This is a genomic window from Xanthomonas euroxanthea (genome assembly GCF_900476395.1).
GTDB classification, from domain to species: Bacteria; Pseudomonadota; Gammaproteobacteria; order Xanthomonadales; family Xanthomonadaceae; genus Xanthomonas; species Xanthomonas euroxanthea.
In genome coordinates this window covers 696,053-712,812 of the sequence record NZ_UIHB01000005.1, presented here as the reverse complement: position 1 = coordinate 712,812, position 16,760 = coordinate 696,053, and the positions used below count along the sequence as shown (strand labels likewise).

Below are 16,760 nucleotides of genomic sequence, written 5' to 3'. Positions count from 1 at the left end.
ACTCCATGGCGGCTAGGTCGTTAAACTTTCGACGTACCCCGCCGCCTGCGCCTGAAGGTCAGCGATTACGGCCAGCTGTCCAGCCTGCTTGGCAAGCTGGACGCGCTGCCCGGCGTCAACGAGGTGCGGCGACTCGGTTGAGTGCGCCGCCGCTCGCCGGCGCCAATCGCTTTGGAACAGACCGCACCCACAGCAAGCGAGGGGTGCTCGCCTGACGATTCCCGATTCCCGATTCCCGAATCCCGAATCCCGAATCCCCCAAGCCCACATCGTCTTCGCAGCAGACAGCTACCATGACCCGGTGAACGCGTCCCCCTCAGGTCGCGCCAAGGACGGACGCCACCGCATGTTCCCGCTTCCGCGCTGGGCCCGATCGCCCCGCCTCTGGGCGCCATTGCGCAGCCGCGCGCTATGGCGCGTGGTGCTGGTGTTGTGCGCCTGCCTGTTGCTGGCCACGGTCGTGCTGCGCAAGCCGCTGGCCGATTGGCTATGGCCGGACACGCGCATCCAGCAACTGCTGCAACGCGGCGATGCGGCGCTGTCACGCGGCCACCTCAGTGCGGCCGACGGCAACGGCGCGCGTGAATTGTTCGCGGCCGCGCTTGCCCTGGACAGCGACCGTGGCGAGGCCCGCGCCGGCCTGGCGCGCACCGGTGCCGCCGCCGTGGTGCAGGCACGTGCGGCGGTCGCAGCCGGGGACGCCGCCGCTGCACAACGTGCGTTGACGCTGGCGAACGCGCTGGAGGTGCCGCAGGCGCAGACCGCCCCGGTCGCGCTGCGCCTGCGCGCGCTGCAGGCGCGTCGGGCCGGCCTGGATGCCTTGTTCGCCCAGGCGGTGTCCGCGCAACAGCAAGGGCGCCTGGATGGCAGCCCGGACAGCGCGCTGCCGTTGTACCAGCGCATCCTGACCCTGGCGCCGGACCGTACCGACGCGCTGGAAGGGCGCGAGGACGCATTGACCGATCTGCTGGCGCAGGCCCGCCACGCACTGGCGCGCGATGCGCTCGGCGATGCGGCGCTGTTGCTGGCCGCCGCCAAGCGCTATGACCCCGGGCATGCCGATGTCCCGCTGACCGAGGGCCACTACCACCGCGTGCTGGAACAGCGCCGTCAGCGCGCCGAGGGCCTGTTGCGGCGTGGTCGCCTGGCACCGGCCGCACGCGATTTCAACGCAGTGCTGGCGGCCGAGCCGGAGGATGCGGCTGCCCGGCGTGGGCTTGAGCGGGTGGCCGGCGAGTATGCCGCGCAAGCCGGCCGGCAGGCGGCGGACTTCCAGTTCGACGCCGCGCTGCAGTCGCTGCAGGAAGCGAAAGCCTTGCTGCCGGGCGCTGCGTCGATCGCCCAGGCCGAGCAGGCCATTGCGCGTGCACGCGATGCACAGCGCAGCCCGGAAACCGGGTTGTCGCGCGGTACCCGCGAGCGCCGCCTGCGCGCGCTGCTGCAGCGGGTCACGGATGCCGAAGCGCGACAGCAATGGATGACGCCTCCCGGCGCCAGTGCCTACGACGCGGTGCGTGCGGCGCAGGCGCTGGCACCGCGCGATCCACGCGTGCTGCAGGCCGCCGCACGTGTGGTGCCTGCCAGTCAGCGCTGCTTCGAGGACGAGCTGCGCAACAACCGCCTGCGTGCCGCGCGCGGCTGTCTGGATGCCTGGCAGGCGCTGATGCCCGGTGACGATGCGCTGGCCGGCGCGCGTCGCCGGCTAGCGCAGCGCTGGGTCGCGGTGGGCAGCGAACGCCTGGGACAGGAGGACGCTGCCTTCGCACGGCGCGCGCAGGACGAGGCGCACCAGCTGGATCCGGAGCTGCCGGAATTGGCCGAGTTCACACGCCGGGTCAAGGCGGTGGCGGAGCAGCGCTGACGCCGCGGCCGCCTGCGGCGGCGGCGCCCTGCACGCCCTGCCCGAACTCCCGGCGGCCACTCACCCTGCAATAAACAGCTCGCGCACCGTGCCGCGTGCCGCATCCAGCGAAAAATGCCGGGCCACGTTATGCAAGCCGTTGTCGGCCAGGCGCTGCCACAGCGCCGCATCGCGATACAGCCGCACGATTGCATTGGCGAATGCGTCGGCGTCGTCGGCCACGCAGACGTCCTGGCCGTCGCGCAGATGCATGCCTTCCACCGCGCAGGTGGTGCCGACCACCGGCTGCCCATGCGCCATGCTCAGATTGATCTTGCCCTTGACGCCTGCGCCGAAGCGCAACGGCGCCACCGCGATGCGTGCGGTCTCCATGAACGGCAGCAGATCCGGCACATGCCCGTGCAATTGCACGCCGGGGCATTCGTCGGCCAGCAGTCTCAATGCCTCGGGCATGTCCGCGCCGATGCAATGGAAGATCACCTCCGGCAGGTGCGCGCGCACCTGCGGAAAGATCGCGCTGAGGAACCACTGCACCGCATCCACGTTCGGGGAATGCCGGAAGCCGCCGACGAACACCAGGTCGCGGCGTTGCTCGAAGCGGTGACCGCTGCCGGCCACCTCATGCAGATTGGAGAGCAGGGCGGTGCGGATCTGCGGTGCGTCCGCCTGCAGCTGCGCCTGTTCGGCTGCCGAGACCAGCAGCGTGACGTCGGTGGCGGCCATGATCTCCAGTTCGCGCAGGCGGGTGCGTTCTGCCGCGCGCAACAGGTTGGCATCGCCGGCCAGCTCGGCGCCGCGGCGCTCGCGCAGGTAATGCAGGTCGACGGTGTCGAACAGCGTGCGCGCCTGCGGGGCGTAGCGTCTGAGCAGCGGCAGGCAGGCGTGCGCAACGTGGTGACGCACCAGCAGCACCACGGCAAACCGCGGGCCGTGCGTGCGCAGCCAGCTGCCGATGCCCTCAAGAAACGGCGCGTACCAGACTTCCACGCCCAGTTGTTGCAGTGCCTGCGTGTGCCGTCCGGCGTGTTCGCGGCGGGTCGGCACGAACACCACGTGCGCGCCTTCTTCGCACAGCAGGCGGATCAGGTTGAACTGCCGCAACGAGCCGGAGTCGCGATCCGGCTGCGGCACGCATTCGTCCAGGATCAGCACCTGGCGCTGGCCACGATGCAGCAGCGCAGGTCCGGGAACCGTGCCGACCGGCAACTGCGTTGCCAGTGCCTGCTGCCACTTGTCGGCGAACACGCCTTGATTGCGCACCTGATACGCCTTCACCCCGGTACGGGTGTCGGTGCCATTGCTGGTGCCCTCGTCATGCACCACCACGCTGGCCGGCTGCACCAGCACCCGGTGGCCGGCCGCACGCACCGCAAAGGCCAGGTCGGTGTCCTCGTAGTACGCCGGCATGTAGCGGCGATCCAGCCCGCCCAGCGTCTGCAACAACGCGCGTGGCAACGCGATCGCCGCACCGGAGCAATAGTCCATCGCACGCACATAGGCGTAGCGCGGGTCGTCGGCCGATTCGAAACGGCCATAACTCCACGCGCTGCCATCGGCGAATACCACGCCGCCGGATTCCTGCAGGCGTCCATCCGGGTACACCAGCTGCGCGCCGACCAGGCCGGCGGTGGGGTGCTGGGCAAAGGTGTCGATCAGCCGATCCAGCCAGCCGGGCTGCGGGATGGTGTCGTTGTTGAGCAGCACCACGTAGTCACCGCGTGCCAGTGCGATGCCGTCGTTGCAGGAGGCAATGAAACCGCCATTGCTGACGCGCCGGTGGTAATGCAGGCCTTGCACCTGCGGCAGCTGCGTCTGCGTGGCATCGCTGCTGCCGTCGTCCACGACGATGATCTCCACCTCCAGCAACGGCGGATGCGCCGCCAGTGCGCGCAGGCACGCCAGCGTGTGGGCGATGTGGTTGTAGACCGGGATCACCAGCGTCACGCGCGGGACCGCGCTGTGCGGAACGGCAAACGCGGCAAACGGCGCCGCCTCCGGCAACCACAACGGCGTGCCGAGCGCCGCCGGCGGCGCCTGCGTATGCACGCGAATGCGCTGCCAGGTGGCGCGCCAGCCGCGCGTGCGCATGCTTGCCACGCTGCGGTGGATCAGCCCGAGCACGCGATTGAACAGATAGCGTGCATCGGCCAGGGACATCGACATTCCGTTGGAACTCCAGACATGGCGTGACGAAGAAAACCCAGCGGGCAGTCGTCGGTGGGCAAGGACCGCGCAAGGCAGGCGCAGGGTACGAAGGGTACCCGCAGATGCAAAGCGCGGTCCGTGCCCGCCTGCCGGCAGGCGTCGCAGGTTTTGTTAGCCGCTCTTAAGTCAAAGGGTCCGGCTGACCACAACCACGACAGCGCTGCGCTAGACTCGCCGGACTCTACATTCTCGCATCCCTGTGCCCCGACGCCACGACAACGACGCTCCCGACGATTTCGAGGACGATTCCACCGAGCAAGGCTCCCGCTGGCAACGCAGGCTGATTGTCTGGGCCTTTGCGGCATTCGCGCTGGCGCTCGGTTTCCTGATTCCCTACACGGTGTATCTGAACAAGCAGGTCACCCAGCGTTTCGGCGAGCTGCGCTGGCAGATCCCGACCCGCGTGTACGGGCGGCCGTTGGTGCTGGCGCCGGGCAATGCGCTGGATGCGGCCACCCTGAAGACCGAGCTGGACGCAGCCTCCTACCGCGACGACGGGCAGGCCAAGCTGGCCGGCACCTACCAGCAGGACGGCAGCCGCTTCACCATCGCCAGCCGCGGCTATGTCGATGTGGACGGGCGCGTGCCTGCGCGGCGGGTTGAGGTCAGCCTCTCCGGTGGGCGCGTGGCCAGCCTGCGCGACGCCGGCGACCGCAAGGCGCTGAAGAGTGCGCGGCTGGATCCGGCGCGCATCGCCACGCTGTACGGGCAGAAACAGGAAGAACGCCGCCTGGTGCGCATGGAAGAAGTGCCCGAGCTGCTGGTCACCGGCCTGCAGGCGGTCGAGGACCGCGACTTCAACAGCCACCACGGCATCGACCTGAGCGGCATGGTGCGCGCGGCCTGGATCATGGCGCGCTCCGGCGGCCAGGTCCGCCAGGGCGCCAGCACCCTGACCCAGCAGCTGGCACGCAGCGGCCTGCTCGGCATCGGCAAGGAACAGACCCTCACCCGCAAGTTCAACGAGATCCTGTACGCGGTGATCATGGAGGCGCGTTACGACAAGCGCACCATCCTGGAGGCCTATCTCAACCAGGTCTACCTGGGCCAGCGCGGCGGGCAGGCGATCCACGGCGTGTCCTCGGGCGCGGAGCTGTGGTTCGGCCGCGAGCTCAATTCGATGACCACCGAGCAGATCGCCTTGCTGATCGGGCTGGTCAAGGGGCCGTCCTACTACGACCCGCGGCGTAACCCGGAGCGCGCGCTGGATCGGCGCAATTTCGTGCTGGGCAAGCTGCACGAAAACAACCTGATCGACGCGGCCGAATACAAGCGCGCACTGGCCGCGCCGCTGGGCGTGCCCACCGAACCCGGCCTGGTCGCGGCCAATCGCTTCCCGGCCTATGTGGACTTGGTGCGGCGCCAGCTGGCGCATGACTACCCGGAAGGCGTGCTGCAGGGCGCCGGCATGAGCGTGCTGACCGGCATGTCGCCGTCCGCGCAGGCGTATGCCGAAGGCGCGGTGACCGGCACCATCAAGCGGCTGGACAACAAGAAGCGCCCACCGCTGCAGGCCGGCCTGGTGCTGACCGATGTGCATAACGGCGATGTGCTGGCGGTGGTCGGCAGCCGCGATGTGGCCAAGCCGGGCTTCAACCGCGCGGTCGAAGCGCAGCGGCAGGTCGGCTCGTTGCTCAAGCCGTTCGTGTACCTGCTGGCGCTGGCCTCGCCGGACCGCTGGGCGCTGTCCAGCTGGGTCGACGATGCGCCGGTGACGGTGCAGCTCAGCCGCGGCAAGACCTGGTCGCCTGGCAACTCCGACAACCGCAGCCACGGCACGGTGCGGCTGATCGATGCGCTGGCGCATTCCTACAACCAGGCCACGGTGCGCGTGGGCATGCAGGTCGGCCCGGAGCGCATCGCCCAGCTGATCCAGGTCCTGGCCGGCATCAAGGCCGATACCAATCCGTCGTTGATCCTCGGCGCGACCGACCAGAGCCCGTACGGCATGGCGCAGCTGTATCAGTTCCTGGCTGCCGGCGGCGAGATCCAGCCCCTGCATGCGGTGCGCGGCGTGCTCGATCCGCAGGGCAAGCTGCTCAAGCGCTACGACAAGACCCCGGCGCCGGCGCAGGAGGGCGATTCGGTGGCTGCCAACCTGATCAGCATCGCGCTGCAGCAAGTGGTCAGCGGCGGCACCGCACGGCAGTTGCTGGGCGATGGCCTGGGGCGGCTGTCGCCGGCCGGCAAGACCGGTACCTCCAACGACGGCCGCGACAGCTGGTACGCCGGCTACACCGGCGACCACCTGGCGGTGATCTGGATGGGCAATGACCAGAACGAGCAGACCGGCCTGTACGGCGCCACCGGCGCGATGCGGGTGTGGTCGAGCATCTTCGCGCGGCTGCCGAGTGCGCCGTTGAAGGTCAGCGGCAAGGGCCTGGACTGGCAGTGGGTGGATGCGGCCGGCACCGGCGTCACCGATGCTGGCTGCCCGGGCGCGCGCCAGTTCCCGTTCGTGGTCGGCTTCACGCCGGCCTACGCCCCCTGTGCCGGCAATGCACCGTCGATCGAAGGCGTGCCCGGCGACGCAGCCGCGCCGGCCGAGCAATCCAGCGGTGGTGGCTGGCGTCGCTTCTTCGGTCTGGAAAAGAAGCCGGAAGACCCCGCGCCGGCGCCCGCCGCGGCTCCACCTGCACGTTGACTGGAGTGACCCGATGAACCGACTGCACCGTCTGCTTGCCCTTGCTGGCGTGTCTGCCGCACTGACCGCCTGCGTCAGCGCGCCGCCGCCGCCGCCGCCGACCCCGGTGGACCCGACCACGCCGACACAGCGGCTGTTGCTGATCGAACGCGAGGCCGGCGTCGACGACACCGAGCTGTCGGTGCAGCCATTGCGCGACCCGCAGGTGGACGATCTGCGCGAGACCGCCAAGAGCAAGCGTCAGTCCGGTGATCTGGCCGGGGCGGCGGCGGCGCTGGATCAGGCCGTGGGCCTGGTCTCCGGTGATCCGGCCATCCTGCAGGAGCGTGCCGAAGTGGCGGTGCTGCAGGCCGATTGGCCCGCCGCCGAGCGGTTTGCCAAGCAGGCCATCGAGCTGGGCTCCAAGACCGGGCCGCTGTGCCGTCGGCATTGGGCCACCATCGAACAGTCGCGGCTTGCGCGCGGCGAGAAGGAAAACGCCGCCTCGGCCAAGTCGCAGATTGCCGGCTGCACGGTGCCAGGCGTGAAGCGCTACTAAGCACGCAGCGATGCCGGTTGCGCTTGCCGCAAGGCGAGCGCGGCGGCGTGTGCTGCAGCCGGTGTCGCGCGCGCAGCCGTGCGACGCGCCATTGTCGCCCGCACCGCCGCCAGCGGCGCCGTGCAGTGCGGCGTGCGGCATATGCCAGCTGCGGGGGGCGGTTGCCGTCGCTGGCCCGCAGGCGCAACCCACCCGGCATCACCGCGCACGCGCTAGGCTGTCGCGCTTGCCCCAGCTTTTGGTCCCATGTCCCAACTTGCCACTGCCAGCATCGAGGCGCTTAGCGAGGGCGGGGCGCTTGCGCGTCAGCTCGATGCGTTCGCGCCGCGTGCTGCGCAATTACGCCTGACCGGCGCCATTGCAGAAGCGTTCGAAGCACGCGATGTGCTGTTGGCCGAGGCCGGCACCGGCACCGGCAAGACCTACGCCTATCTGGTGCCGGCGCTGCTGTCGGGGCTGAAGACCATCGTGTCGACCGGCACGCGCGCGCTGCAGGACCAGTTGTTCCATCGCGACCTGCCACGCGTGCGCGCCGCGCTCGGCATCGGCCTGCGCAGTGCGCTGCTGAAGGGCCGCGCGAACTACCTGTGCAAGTACCGCACCCAGCAGGCGCGCGGCGAACCGCGCTTTGCCACGCCCGAGCAGGTCTCGCAGTTCCAGCGCATCGTGGCCTGGAGCGGGCGCACCCAGTTCGGCGACATGGCCGAGCTGGAAGCCCTGCCGGACGACTCGCCGCTGCTGCCGCTGGTGACCTCCACCGTCGACAACTGCCTGGGCACCGAATGCCCGTTCTACGGCGAATGCTTCGTGGTGCAGGCGCGCCAGCGCGCGCAGGCGGCCGATCTGGTGGTGGTCAACCACCATCTGCTGCTGGCCGATCTGGCGCTCAAGCAGGAAGGCTTCGGCGAGATCCTGCCCGGCGCGCAGGCCTTCGTCATCGACGAGGCGCACCAGCTGCCGGAACTGGCGGCGAACTTCTTCGGCGAAAGTTTCGGCATGCGGCCGTGGCAGGAGCTGGCGCGCGATTGCATGGTCGAAGCGCGCCTGGTTGCCGGTGCGCAGGCCAGCCTGCAGGAACCGATCCTGGCCCTGGACGAGGCCTTGCGCGGCCTGCGTGCGGGCATGGAAGGCCTGCCCTCGCGCGGCACGCAATGGCGCGCGCTGGCCAGGCCGCAGGTGCGCGAAGGCTTCGATGCGGTGCTGTCGTCGCTGGCGCGCCTGGGCGAGGCCTTACTGCCGCTGCGCGAGGCCTCGCCCGGCTTCGATGGCTGTTCTGCGCGCGCGCAGGAAGCGCTGGCACGGCTGTCGCGTTGGCTGGGCGAAGACGCGCCGGTGCCGGATTTCGACCAGGAGCTGCCGGACACCGTCGACAACGACGTGCTGTGGTACGAGCTCAGCCCGCGCGGGTTCCGCTGCCAGCGCACGCCGCTGGACGTGTCCGGCCCGCTGCGCGAGCACCGCGAGAAATCCCATGCGGCCTGGGTATTCACCTCAGCCACGCTGGCGGTGGGCGGCGAGTTCGACCACATCGCGCAGCGCCTGGGCCTGAGCGATCCGGTGACCTTGTTGCAGCCCAGTCCCTTCGACTGGGCGCGCCAGGCGCTGTGCTATCTGCCGCCGAACCTGCCCGATCCTGCCGCACGTGGATTCGGCACCGCGCTGATCGCGGCGTTGACACCGGTGCTGGAGGCCTCCAACGGCCGCGCCTTCCTGTTGTTCGCCTCGCACCGCGCGCTGCGCGAAGCGGCCGAAGCCCTGCGCGGTGCGCCGTGGCCATTGTTCGTGCAGGGCGAAGCGCCGCGTGCCACCTTGCTGCAGCGTTTCCGCACGTCCGGCAACGGCGTGCTGCTGGGGTCGGCCAGCTTCCGCGAGGGCGTGGATGTGGTTGGCGATGCCCTGAGTGTGGTGGTGATCGACAAGCTGCCGTTTGCCGCGCCCGACGACCCGGTGTTCGAAGCGCGCCTGGATGCGATCCGCCGTGACGGCGGCAACCCGTTCCGCGACGAACAGCTGCCGCAGGCGGTGATCGCGCTCAAGCAGGGCGTGGGCCGGCTGATCCGCAGCGAGACCGATCGCGGCGTGCTGGTGCTGTGCGACCCACGGCTGGTGAACAAGGGCTACGGCCGCACCTTCATGACGTCGCTGCCGCCGTTTGCGCGCACCCGCGAGATCGGCGATGTGCGTGCGTTCTTTGGCGTCGCCGAGCCGGTGGGCGACAATGGCGTGCTCGCGCTGCCGTTCGGCGACGCCTGAGCGTCCCCTTCCTGCCTGCGGTCCTGCCATGAAAGTCCTCGCGTTCGAGACCTCCACCGAAGCCTGTTCCGTCGCGCTGCACATCGACGGCCGCGTGCTCGAACGCTTCGAACTGGCGCCGCGTCGGCATGCCGAACTGGCGCTGCCGTGGGCCGAACACCTGCTCGCCGAGGCCGGGATCACGCGCCGCCAGCTCGATGCGATCGCGGTCGGCCGTGGCCCGGGCGCGTTCACCGGCGTGCGCCTGGCCATCGGCATCGCGCAAGGCATCGCGCTGGGCCTGGACCTGCCGGTGCTGGCGGTGTCCACGCTGCAGGTGCTGGCCTTGCGCGCGCCCGCCGAGGCGAGGCAGGTGCTGGCCTGCATCGATGCGCGCATGGGCGAGGTGTATGCCGGCGTCTTCGCGCGCGATGGCGACACACTGCAGGAGCTGGCAGCGGAAGTGGTGTGCGCACCGCAGGCCTGCGTCGTGCCGGACACGCTGAACCGCTTTGCCGGTGTCGGCAGCGGGTTCGCCGCTGCCGATGCAGTGCTGCAACAGCGGTTCGCAATGCAGTTGACCAGCATCGATGCCGCCGCGTTGCCGCATGCGGCCGACCTGCTCACGCTGGCCGTGCCGGCGCTGCTGCGCGGCGAAGGCGTGGCGCCGGAGCGGGTAGAACCGGCGTACCTGCGCGACAACGTGGCGCTGACCCTGCTCGAGCAGCAGGCCGCCCGCGCAGCCAAGGCCGCTGGCGCCGCGCCATGACCGACGCGTTGCAGCGTGCACGTTTCCGCGGTTGCCTGCTGGGCCTGGCGGTGGGCGATGCGCTGGGCACCACACTGGAATTCTGCGCGCCCGGCAGCTTCACGCCGATCGACGACATGCGCGGCGGCGGCCCGTTCGCACTGCGCGCCGGGCAGTGGACCGACGACACCTCGATGGCCCTGTGCTTGGCGCACAGCCTGCTGTATCGGCAAGGCTTCGACGCCGCCGACCAGATGAACCGCTATTGCAACTGGTACCAGCACGGTTACCTCAGCAGTACCGGCGCCTGCTTTGATATCGGCGCGACCGTGCGGCAGGCGCTGGAGCGCTATCTCGATGGCGGGCCGGCCTTCAGCGGCAGCACCGATCCGCGCTCGGCCGGCAATGGCTCGCTGATGCGGCTGGCGCCGGTGGCGATGTATTACGCGCACCGCCCCGCCGAGTTGGGCGAGCGCGCCGCCGACAGCTCGCGCACCACGCATGCCGCTGACGAAGCGCTGGATGCCTGCCGGCTGTTCGCCTTCCAGTTGCGTGCCGCACTGCTCGGCAGCCAACGCCAGCAGGTGTTGCAGGCCCGCTGCGAAGGGCTGTCGACACCGGCGCTGCGTGCGTTGTCGGTGCGCGACCATCGGGCGGTTCCCGCCGCCGGGATCCGCGGCACCGGCTATGTGGTCGATGCGCTGTCGGCGGCGCTCTGGTGCTTCGCCACCACCGACACGTTCGCCGATGCGGTGCTGCGTGCGGCCAATCTGGGCGACGATGCCGACACCACCGCGGCCATCTGCGGTCAGCTGGCCGGTGCGTTCCATGGCATCGAGGCAATTCCCGCCGCCTGGCGCGCGCGCGTGCAGGATGCCGACGCCATCATCGACCTGGCCGATCAGCTCTACGCAGCGGCGCAGGTCACCTGAGGCCGCACGCACCGCACGCGCCAACGCCGTCTGCCGGGCAGGCATGCCGCAGAAGGACGCGTCCTGATCGGACGCGCGACAGCTCAACGATCGTCGTGCAGCTCGCCGCCAGGCAGGAACAGCCAGGTGCGGGTGACCTGCAGGATATCTACGTCGTCCTTGGTCCTGGGCAACGGCGGGAACGGCTGTGCCAGCTGCACCACCCGCAGCGCTGCCGCATCCAGGGTCGGGGTGCCGCTGGAGATCAGCACGCGGCTGCTTTCCACGCTGCCGTCGCGGCGCACGCCCACGCTGATCACCACCTTGCCGCCGAGCCGGCGCCGGCGCGCCTCGTCCGGGTAGTTGAGGTTGCCGACGCGCTCGGCGCGATCCACCCAGGCACGCAGGTAGTTGGCGTAGGCGTATTCGCGGGTACTGGCCGAGACGAACTTGCGGTTGGGGCGCTTGGCGTATTGCTCCGAGCGCAGATGCACCTCGGCGGCGAGCCGGGCCATTTCCGCGTCGCGTTGCACGCGTTGCGCATCGGTGGGCGAGAGCGGGTCGGTCTGCGGGTTCGGCTGCGCGGTGGGCACGGTCTGCTCGCCGCGGCGACTGGCGACCACGCGGGTCTGGGTCGGGTCCGGTGCCTGCACCGTGGTCGCACGCTGCGCCTGCGGTGCCAGCCCGCTGCGGTCCTGCGGCACCACGCCGGGCTGGCTGTCGCGCGGGCGTTGCGCGGTGGCGTGATCGCCGCCGCCCTGCTGGTTGGCCTGGGCCAGGAAATCGGCCTGCCTGGGCGTCAGCGGGGTGCTGGTCTGGCTGAAGATCACATCCAGCGTCGGCACCAATGGTGCGTCTTCGCTGACCGCAAACCCCACGCCCAGGATCAGCGCGCCGTGCAGCAGCAGCGAGATCACCAGCGTCGCGGTCAGCCGCCGACGCTCGTCCACGGCAGCCGGCTGTGCCGCGGCCGCGCTCATTGCGCCGCGCCGGCCTCGATCGCGTCGAACAGCAGCCCGGCGATGTTCAGGCCGAACTGCGCATCCAGCTCGCGCACGCAGGTGGGGCTGGTGACGTTGACTTCGGTCAGGTAATCGCCGATCACGTCCAGGCCGACGAAGCGCATGCCGCGGCGGCGCATTTCCGGACCCACCTGCGCGGCGATCCAGCGGTCGCGCTCGGACAGCGGCCGGCCTTCGCCGCGCCCGCCGGCGGCCAGGTTGCCGCGGAATTCGTCGCCTTGCGGAATGCGGGCCAGGCAGTAGTCCACCGGCTCGCCATCGACCAGCAGGATGCGCTTGTCGCCGGCGGTGATGTCGGGGATGAAGCGCTGCGCCAGGGTCAGCTTGCGATTGCCGTCGGTCAGCGTTTCCAGGATCACGTTGAGATTGGGGTCGCCGGTGCCGCTACGGAAGATCGAGCGCCCGCCCATGCCGTCCAGCGGCTTGAGCACGGCCTGGCCGTGTTCGAGCACGAAGGCCTTCAGTGCCGCCGCATCGCGGCTGACCAGGGTCGGCGGGCAGCACTGCGGAAACAGCAGCGCGGCCAGCTTCTCGTTGTAGTCGCGCAGGCCCTGCGGGTCGTTGACCACCTGCGCGCCGGCGCGCTGAGCCACGCTCAGGACCTGGGTGTCGTAGATGAACTCCGCATCCACCGGCGGGTCCTTGCGCATCAGCACCACCTGGCCGGCACCGAATGCCAGCTCGGCGAACTCGCCCAGGGTGAACCAGCCGGTCGTGTCCTCGCGCACGCTCAGCGGCGCGACCTGCGCCACCGCGCGTCCCTCGCGCAAGCTGAGTCCGCCGGGGCGCACATACTGCAGGCGGTGACCACGCCGCTGCGCTTCCAGCAACATGGCGAAGGTGGTGTCTTTGGCGATCTTGATGGAGGCGATGGGATCCATCACCACGACGACGTCGAGCGACATGGGCAGCTAAACCTTTAGAACAGGCTGCCGATGGTAACTTCAAGCGGTGGGCGATGGCGCGCCCGGCCGGTCGTGGATGCGCGACTTGCCGGCCGACCCGCAGCCGTCCACAGTCGGAACGTCCGCCTGGCGGGCCCCCGGCAACGCACCCTTGACAGTCAATGCGGGTCTTGGGATATACATGTCGTTTCGCAGCGACGCCGGAAGGGAAGAAGCGTCGCGCGTCCGGGGATATTTGCATGACTGAAAACATGGCTGCGGGTGGGGAACTCGCAGGACTGAAGGTGATGGTGATCGATGATTCGAAGACCATTCGCCGCACCGCCGAAACGCTGCTGAAGCGGGAAGGCTGTGAAGTAGTGACGGCGACCGATGGTTTCGAGGCACTGGCCAAGATTGCCGACCAGCAACCTCAGATCATTTTTGTCGACATCATGATGCCGCGCCTGGATGGGTACCAGACGTGCGCGTTGATCAAGGGCAACCAGCTCTTCAAGTCGACGCCGGTGATCATGCTGTCGTCCAAGGACGGCCTGTTCGACAAGGCACGCGGCCGCATCGTCGGCTCCGAGCAATATCTGACCAAGCCGTTCACACGTGAAGAACTACTGAGCGCGATTCGCACGTACGTCCACGCCTGACCAGGGGGAAAGGCAACATGGCTCGAATTATATTGATCGAGGACTCGCCCACCGACAGGGCAGTCTTCAGTCAATGGCTGGAAAAAGCAGGCCATACGGTCGTCGCCACCGACAATGCCGAGGAGGGACTTGCGCTGATTCGCAGCCAGGCGCCCGATCTGGTGCTGATGGACGTGGTGCTGCCCGGCATGAGTGGCTTCCAGGCAACGCGTGCATTGGCGCGCGACCAGGCCACCAAGGACATCCCGGTGCTGCTGGTCAGCACCAAGGGCATGGAAACCGACAAGGCCTGGGGGTTGCGACAAGGTGCCAGCGACTACATCGTCAAGCCGCCGCGCGAAGACGACCTGATCGCCCGCATCAAACAACTGGTGCGTTGATGCGTTCTCCATTCGACATTCTCGAAGACTACGAGCGTCGTAGCCTTGCGCACGCCACGCCGCTGCCGGAACGCCAGTTCTCGGCCGATATCTGGCGCGGCGTCGGTTATCGCGTCGGTACCCGGCGGCTGGTCTCGGATTTCCGCGAAGTGGCGGAAATCGTGCCGATGCCGCCGGTCACGCCGGTGCCGGGCGCCCAGCCCTGGCTGCTGGGCGTGGGCAACCTGCGCGGCAACCTGTTCCCGGTGATCGATCTGAAGCAGTTCCTGGAGGGCCGGCGGACGGTGCTGCAGGAAGGCCAGCGCGTGCTGATCATGCGCCAGAGCGGCGGCGACGTCGCGCTGACCATCGACGAGCTGTACGGCCAGCGCAGCTTCGAGCAGGCCCAGGCGGTCGAACCCGGCGAGCTGGCACAAGGCCGCTACGCCCACTTCATCGACCGTGCCTTCCGCAACGAGACGCAGGACTGGGGTGTGTTCTCCCTGGCGTTGCTGTCGCGCACCCCTGAATTCCGGCAGGCTGCGGCCTAAGCCGCGGCCCCGCCACGTCATACAGATCGAGGTCGAACCATGAGTACCGCCCCGGACGCCCGCAAGACCAACAAGCTCGGCAGCGTCAGCACCAGCTTCTGGCTTGGTTTGCTGGTGTTGTCGATGATCGTGTTCGGCGCCAATACCGGCGTCGCCACCTGGCAGGGCAGTCGCCTGGCCGGTGCCGGTACCGGTGCGGCCGATCTGCAGGTGCTGTCGCAGCAACTGGCCAACCAGGGCCGCGAAGCGGTGTCCGGCGACCCGAAGGCGTTTGCCGCGTTCAAGGAGACCAAGGGCCGCATCGACAGCACGGTCAGCGAACTGGATGGCCGCTACGGCAAGGAAGGCTCGGTTGCCAGCGCGATGGCCCAGCTCAAGGCGACCTGGGTGCCGCTGAGCAAGAACGCCGACCAGATCATCGCCAGCGAACCGGCGGTGCTCGGCCTGTCCGGCAACGCCGAACGCTTCTCCGGCAGCGTGCCGCAGTTGCAGGCGCAGTTGAACGAAGTGGTGCGCGCGATGACGGTCAGCGGCGCGCCCGCGGCACAGATCTACAACACGCTGCAGCAGGTCGTGGTCGCCGGCACCATGGCGCGCCGGGTGACCGAAATGCGCGCCGGTGGCGCCAATGCCGCCGCCTCCGGCGATGCGCTGGCGCGCGACGCGGTGGTGTTCACGCAGATGCTCGAAGGCCTGCGCGCAGGCAACGACGAGCTGGGCATCGCCGCGGTGCGCAACCCGGCCGCGCTGTCGGCGCTGGAGCAGTCGCAGGCGCAGTGGGCGACGATGAAGAAGGACGTCGACGCCATCCTGGCCAGCTCGCGCAACCTGTTTGCCGCGCAGTCCTCGGCCGCCGCGCTGACCGCCGGTTCGAACAGGATGCTGGACGACAGCAAGAAGCTGTTCGATGCGTTCTCGGCATTCGGCTCGGTGCGCGACACGCGCCTGTTTCCGAACTTCTGGCTGGGCGTGGTGTCCGGCCTGCTGGCGTTGCTGGCCATCATCGGTTTCGTCTGGAGCTCGGTGCGGGTGCGCTCGCGCGAGCAGGACGTGCGTTACCAGGCGCAGGTGGAATTCAACAGCCGCAACCAGCAGGCGATCATGCGGCTGCTGGACGAAATCAGCTCGCTCGGTGAGGGCGACCTGACGGTCAAGGCCTCGGTGACCGAGGACATGACCGGCGCGATTGCAGACGCCATCAACTACGCCGTGGACGAGTTGCGCCACCTGGTGACCACCATCAACGACACCTCGGCCAAGGTCGCCGTGTCGACCCAGGAAACCCAGGCCACGGCGATGCAGCTGGCCGACGCGGCGGGACAGCAGGCCAACCAGATCACCACCGCCTCCGAGCGCATCAGCGAAATCGCCGCCAGCATCGAACAGGTGTCGCGCAACTCCACCGAGTCGGCCGAAGTGGCGCAGCGCTCGGTGGTGATCGCCGCCGAGGGTGCCGGGGTGGTGCGCGAGACGATCCAGGGCATGGACCAGATCCGCGACCAGATCCAGGAAACCTCCAAGCGCATCAAGCGCCTGGGCGAATCCTCGCAGGAAATCGGCTCGATCGTGGAACTGATCAACGACATTTCCGAGCAGACCAACATCCTGGCGCTCAACGCCGCGGTGCAGGCCGCCTCGGCGGGCGAGGCCGGCCGCGGTTTCGCGGTGGTGGCCGACGAAGTGCAGCGCCTGGCCGAACGCACCTCCGGTGCGACCCGGCGGATCGAAGGCCTGGTGCAGACCATTCAGGCCGATACCAACGAAGCGGTCAGCTCGATGGAGCAGACCACCTCCGAAGTGGTATCCGGTGCACGCCTGGCCGAAGACGCCGGCACCGCGCTGACCGAAATCGAGCGCGTGTCCAATGCCTTGAACAACCTGATCAAGAACATCTCCATCGCCGCGCACCAGCAGTCGGCCGCAGCGACGGACATCACACAGACCATGGGCGTGATCCGTCAGATCACCAGCCAGACGTCGCAGGGTGCGGAGCAGACGGCCGAGTCGATCGGCAACCTGGCTCAGCTCGCTGCCGATCTGCGCCGTTCGGTCGCCGACTTCAAACTGCCGGCGTGAGCACGACGCCGAACGGGAAAGGATCAGCAGATGGCGCGTAGTCGCATGACGTCGATGCAGGAACAGA

The 16,760-nt window shown here is 69.0% G+C and carries 13 protein-coding genes; 10 read left to right on the top strand and 3 right to left on the bottom strand.

The window, feature by feature from the left end; genetic code table 11:
* Positions 1-346: 346 nt before the first annotated feature.
* Positions 347-1,861, top strand: a complete 1,515-nt coding sequence (locus CPBF1521_RS21520; RefSeq protein ID WP_164739173.1) for a hypothetical protein — start codon at positions 347-349, stop codon at positions 1,859-1,861.
* Between the two features lie 60 nt (positions 1,862-1,921).
* On the opposite strand, the gene CPBF1521_RS17260 is transcribed toward CPBF1521_RS21520, so the two are convergent.
* Positions 1,922-4,024 carry a glycosyltransferase gene (locus CPBF1521_RS17260; protein WP_181901269.1) on the bottom strand — a complete coding sequence of 701 codons (2,103 nt, stop codon included), beginning with the start codon at positions 4,022-4,024 and terminating at the stop codon, positions 1,922-1,924.
* A gap of 241 nt (positions 4,025-4,265) precedes the next feature.
* Between CPBF1521_RS17260 and mrcB the strand changes: the two genes are divergently transcribed.
* The 5 genes from mrcB to CPBF1521_RS17235 all read left to right on the top strand — a co-directional run bounded on the left by mrcB (position 4,266) and on the right by CPBF1521_RS17235 (position 11,160).
* On the top strand, positions 4,266-6,710 hold the full coding sequence (gene mrcB / locus CPBF1521_RS17255; protein WP_115677717.1) for a penicillin-binding protein 1B: 2,445 nt from the start codon (positions 4,266-4,268) through the stop codon (positions 6,708-6,710).
* A 13-nt stretch (positions 6,711-6,723) separates the two neighbouring features.
* On the top strand, positions 6,724-7,248 hold the full coding sequence (locus tag CPBF1521_RS17250; protein WP_104584642.1) for a hypothetical protein: 525 nt from the start codon (positions 6,724-6,726) through the stop codon (positions 7,246-7,248).
* A gap of 246 nt (positions 7,249-7,494) precedes the next feature.
* Positions 7,495-9,501 carry a DNA repair helicase YoaA gene (locus CPBF1521_RS17245; protein WP_115677716.1) on the top strand — a complete coding sequence of 669 codons (2,007 nt, stop codon included), beginning with the start codon at positions 7,495-7,497 and terminating at the stop codon, positions 9,499-9,501.
* Positions 9,502-9,529: 28 nt separating this feature from the next.
* A complete protein-coding gene (gene tsaB, locus CPBF1521_RS17240) occupies positions 9,530-10,249 on the top strand; it encodes a tRNA (adenosine(37)-N6)-threonylcarbamoyltransferase complex dimerization subunit type 1 TsaB (RefSeq protein WP_115677715.1) in 720 nt (239 codons plus the stop codon).
* Positions 10,246-11,160 (top strand): ADP-ribosylglycohydrolase family protein, encoded by a 915-nt coding sequence (locus CPBF1521_RS17235; RefSeq protein ID WP_115677714.1) that lies wholly within the window; start codon positions 10,246-10,248, stop codon positions 11,158-11,160. Before tsaB ends, CPBF1521_RS17235 begins: the two co-directional genes overlap by 4 nt.
* Before the next feature lie 83 nt (positions 11,161-11,243).
* Here the strand turns inward: CPBF1521_RS17235 and CPBF1521_RS17230 are convergent, their stop codons facing one another.
* Both CPBF1521_RS17230 and gshB read right to left on the bottom strand, forming a co-directional pair.
* Positions 11,244-12,119 carry an energy transducer TonB family protein gene (locus CPBF1521_RS17230; protein ID WP_115677713.1) on the bottom strand — a complete coding sequence of 292 codons (876 nt, stop codon included), beginning with the start codon at positions 12,117-12,119 and terminating at the stop codon, positions 11,244-11,246.
* Positions 12,116-13,066 (bottom strand): glutathione synthase, encoded by a 951-nt coding sequence (gene gshB, locus CPBF1521_RS17225; RefSeq protein WP_115677712.1) that lies wholly within the window; start codon positions 13,064-13,066, stop codon positions 12,116-12,118. The genes CPBF1521_RS17230 and gshB overlap by 4 nt, the downstream gene beginning before the upstream one ends.
* 239 nt (positions 13,067-13,305) lie before the next feature.
* Here gshB and pilG point away from each other — a divergent pair, with 239 nt between their 5' ends.
* Genes pilG through CPBF1521_RS17205 form a run of 4 tightly spaced genes read left to right on the top strand, consistent with a single transcriptional unit; the run spans position 13,306 to position 16,693 of the window.
* Entirely contained in the window at positions 13,306-13,707 is a 402-nt protein-coding gene (gene pilG, locus CPBF1521_RS17220; RefSeq protein ID WP_104562659.1) for a twitching motility response regulator PilG, read from the top strand.
* 17 nt (positions 13,708-13,724) lie between these two features.
* Positions 13,725-14,087, top strand: coding sequence for a response regulator (locus CPBF1521_RS17215; RefSeq protein WP_024940328.1), 363 nt, complete (start codon positions 13,725-13,727; stop codon positions 14,085-14,087).
* The gene (locus CPBF1521_RS17210; RefSeq protein WP_014508568.1) at positions 14,087-14,617 is read left to right on the top strand and encodes a chemotaxis protein CheW; all 531 of its coding nucleotides are present in this window, start codon (positions 14,087-14,089) and stop codon (positions 14,615-14,617) included. The genes CPBF1521_RS17215 and CPBF1521_RS17210 overlap by 1 nt, the downstream gene beginning before the upstream one ends.
* Before the next feature lie 39 nt (positions 14,618-14,656).
* Entirely contained in the window at positions 14,657-16,693 is a 2,037-nt protein-coding gene (locus CPBF1521_RS17205; protein WP_104584630.1) for a methyl-accepting chemotaxis protein, read from the top strand.
* Positions 16,694-16,760: the final 67 nt, after the last annotated feature.

What these genes read in the sequence shown, in the direction of transcription:
- CPBF1521_RS21520 (WP_164739173.1), top strand. Translation starts at nt 347, where the DNA reads ATGTTCCCGCTTCCGCGCTGGGCCCGATCGCCCCGCCTCTGGGCGCCA.
- CPBF1521_RS17260 (WP_181901269.1), bottom strand. Translation starts at nt 4,024, where the DNA reads ATGTCGATGTCCCTGGCCGATGCACGCTATCTGTTCAATCGCGTGCTC.
- CPBF1521_RS17250 (WP_104584642.1), top strand. Translation starts at nt 6,724, where the DNA reads ATGAACCGACTGCACCGTCTGCTTGCCCTTGCTGGCGTGTCTGCCGCA.
- CPBF1521_RS17245 (WP_115677716.1), top strand. Translation starts at nt 7,495, where the DNA reads ATGTCCCAACTTGCCACTGCCAGCATCGAGGCGCTTAGCGAGGGCGGG.
- tsaB (WP_115677715.1), top strand. Translation starts at nt 9,530, where the DNA reads ATGAAAGTCCTCGCGTTCGAGACCTCCACCGAAGCCTGTTCCGTCGCG.
- CPBF1521_RS17235 (WP_115677714.1), top strand. Translation starts at nt 10,246, where the DNA reads ATGACCGACGCGTTGCAGCGTGCACGTTTCCGCGGTTGCCTGCTGGGC.
- CPBF1521_RS17230 (WP_115677713.1), bottom strand. Translation starts at nt 12,119, where the DNA reads ATGAGCGCGGCCGCGGCACAGCCGGCTGCCGTGGACGAGCGTCGGCGG.
- gshB (WP_115677712.1), bottom strand. Translation starts at nt 13,066, where the DNA reads ATGTCGCTCGACGTCGTCGTGGTGATGGATCCCATCGCCTCCATCAAG.
- pilG (WP_104562659.1), top strand. Translation starts at nt 13,306, where the DNA reads ATGACTGAAAACATGGCTGCGGGTGGGGAACTCGCAGGACTGAAGGTG.
- CPBF1521_RS17215 (WP_024940328.1), top strand. Translation starts at nt 13,725, where the DNA reads ATGGCTCGAATTATATTGATCGAGGACTCGCCCACCGACAGGGCAGTC.
- CPBF1521_RS17210 (WP_014508568.1), top strand. Translation starts at nt 14,087, where the DNA reads ATGCGTTCTCCATTCGACATTCTCGAAGACTACGAGCGTCGTAGCCTT.
- CPBF1521_RS17205 (WP_104584630.1), top strand. Translation starts at nt 14,657, where the DNA reads ATGAGTACCGCCCCGGACGCCCGCAAGACCAACAAGCTCGGCAGCGTC.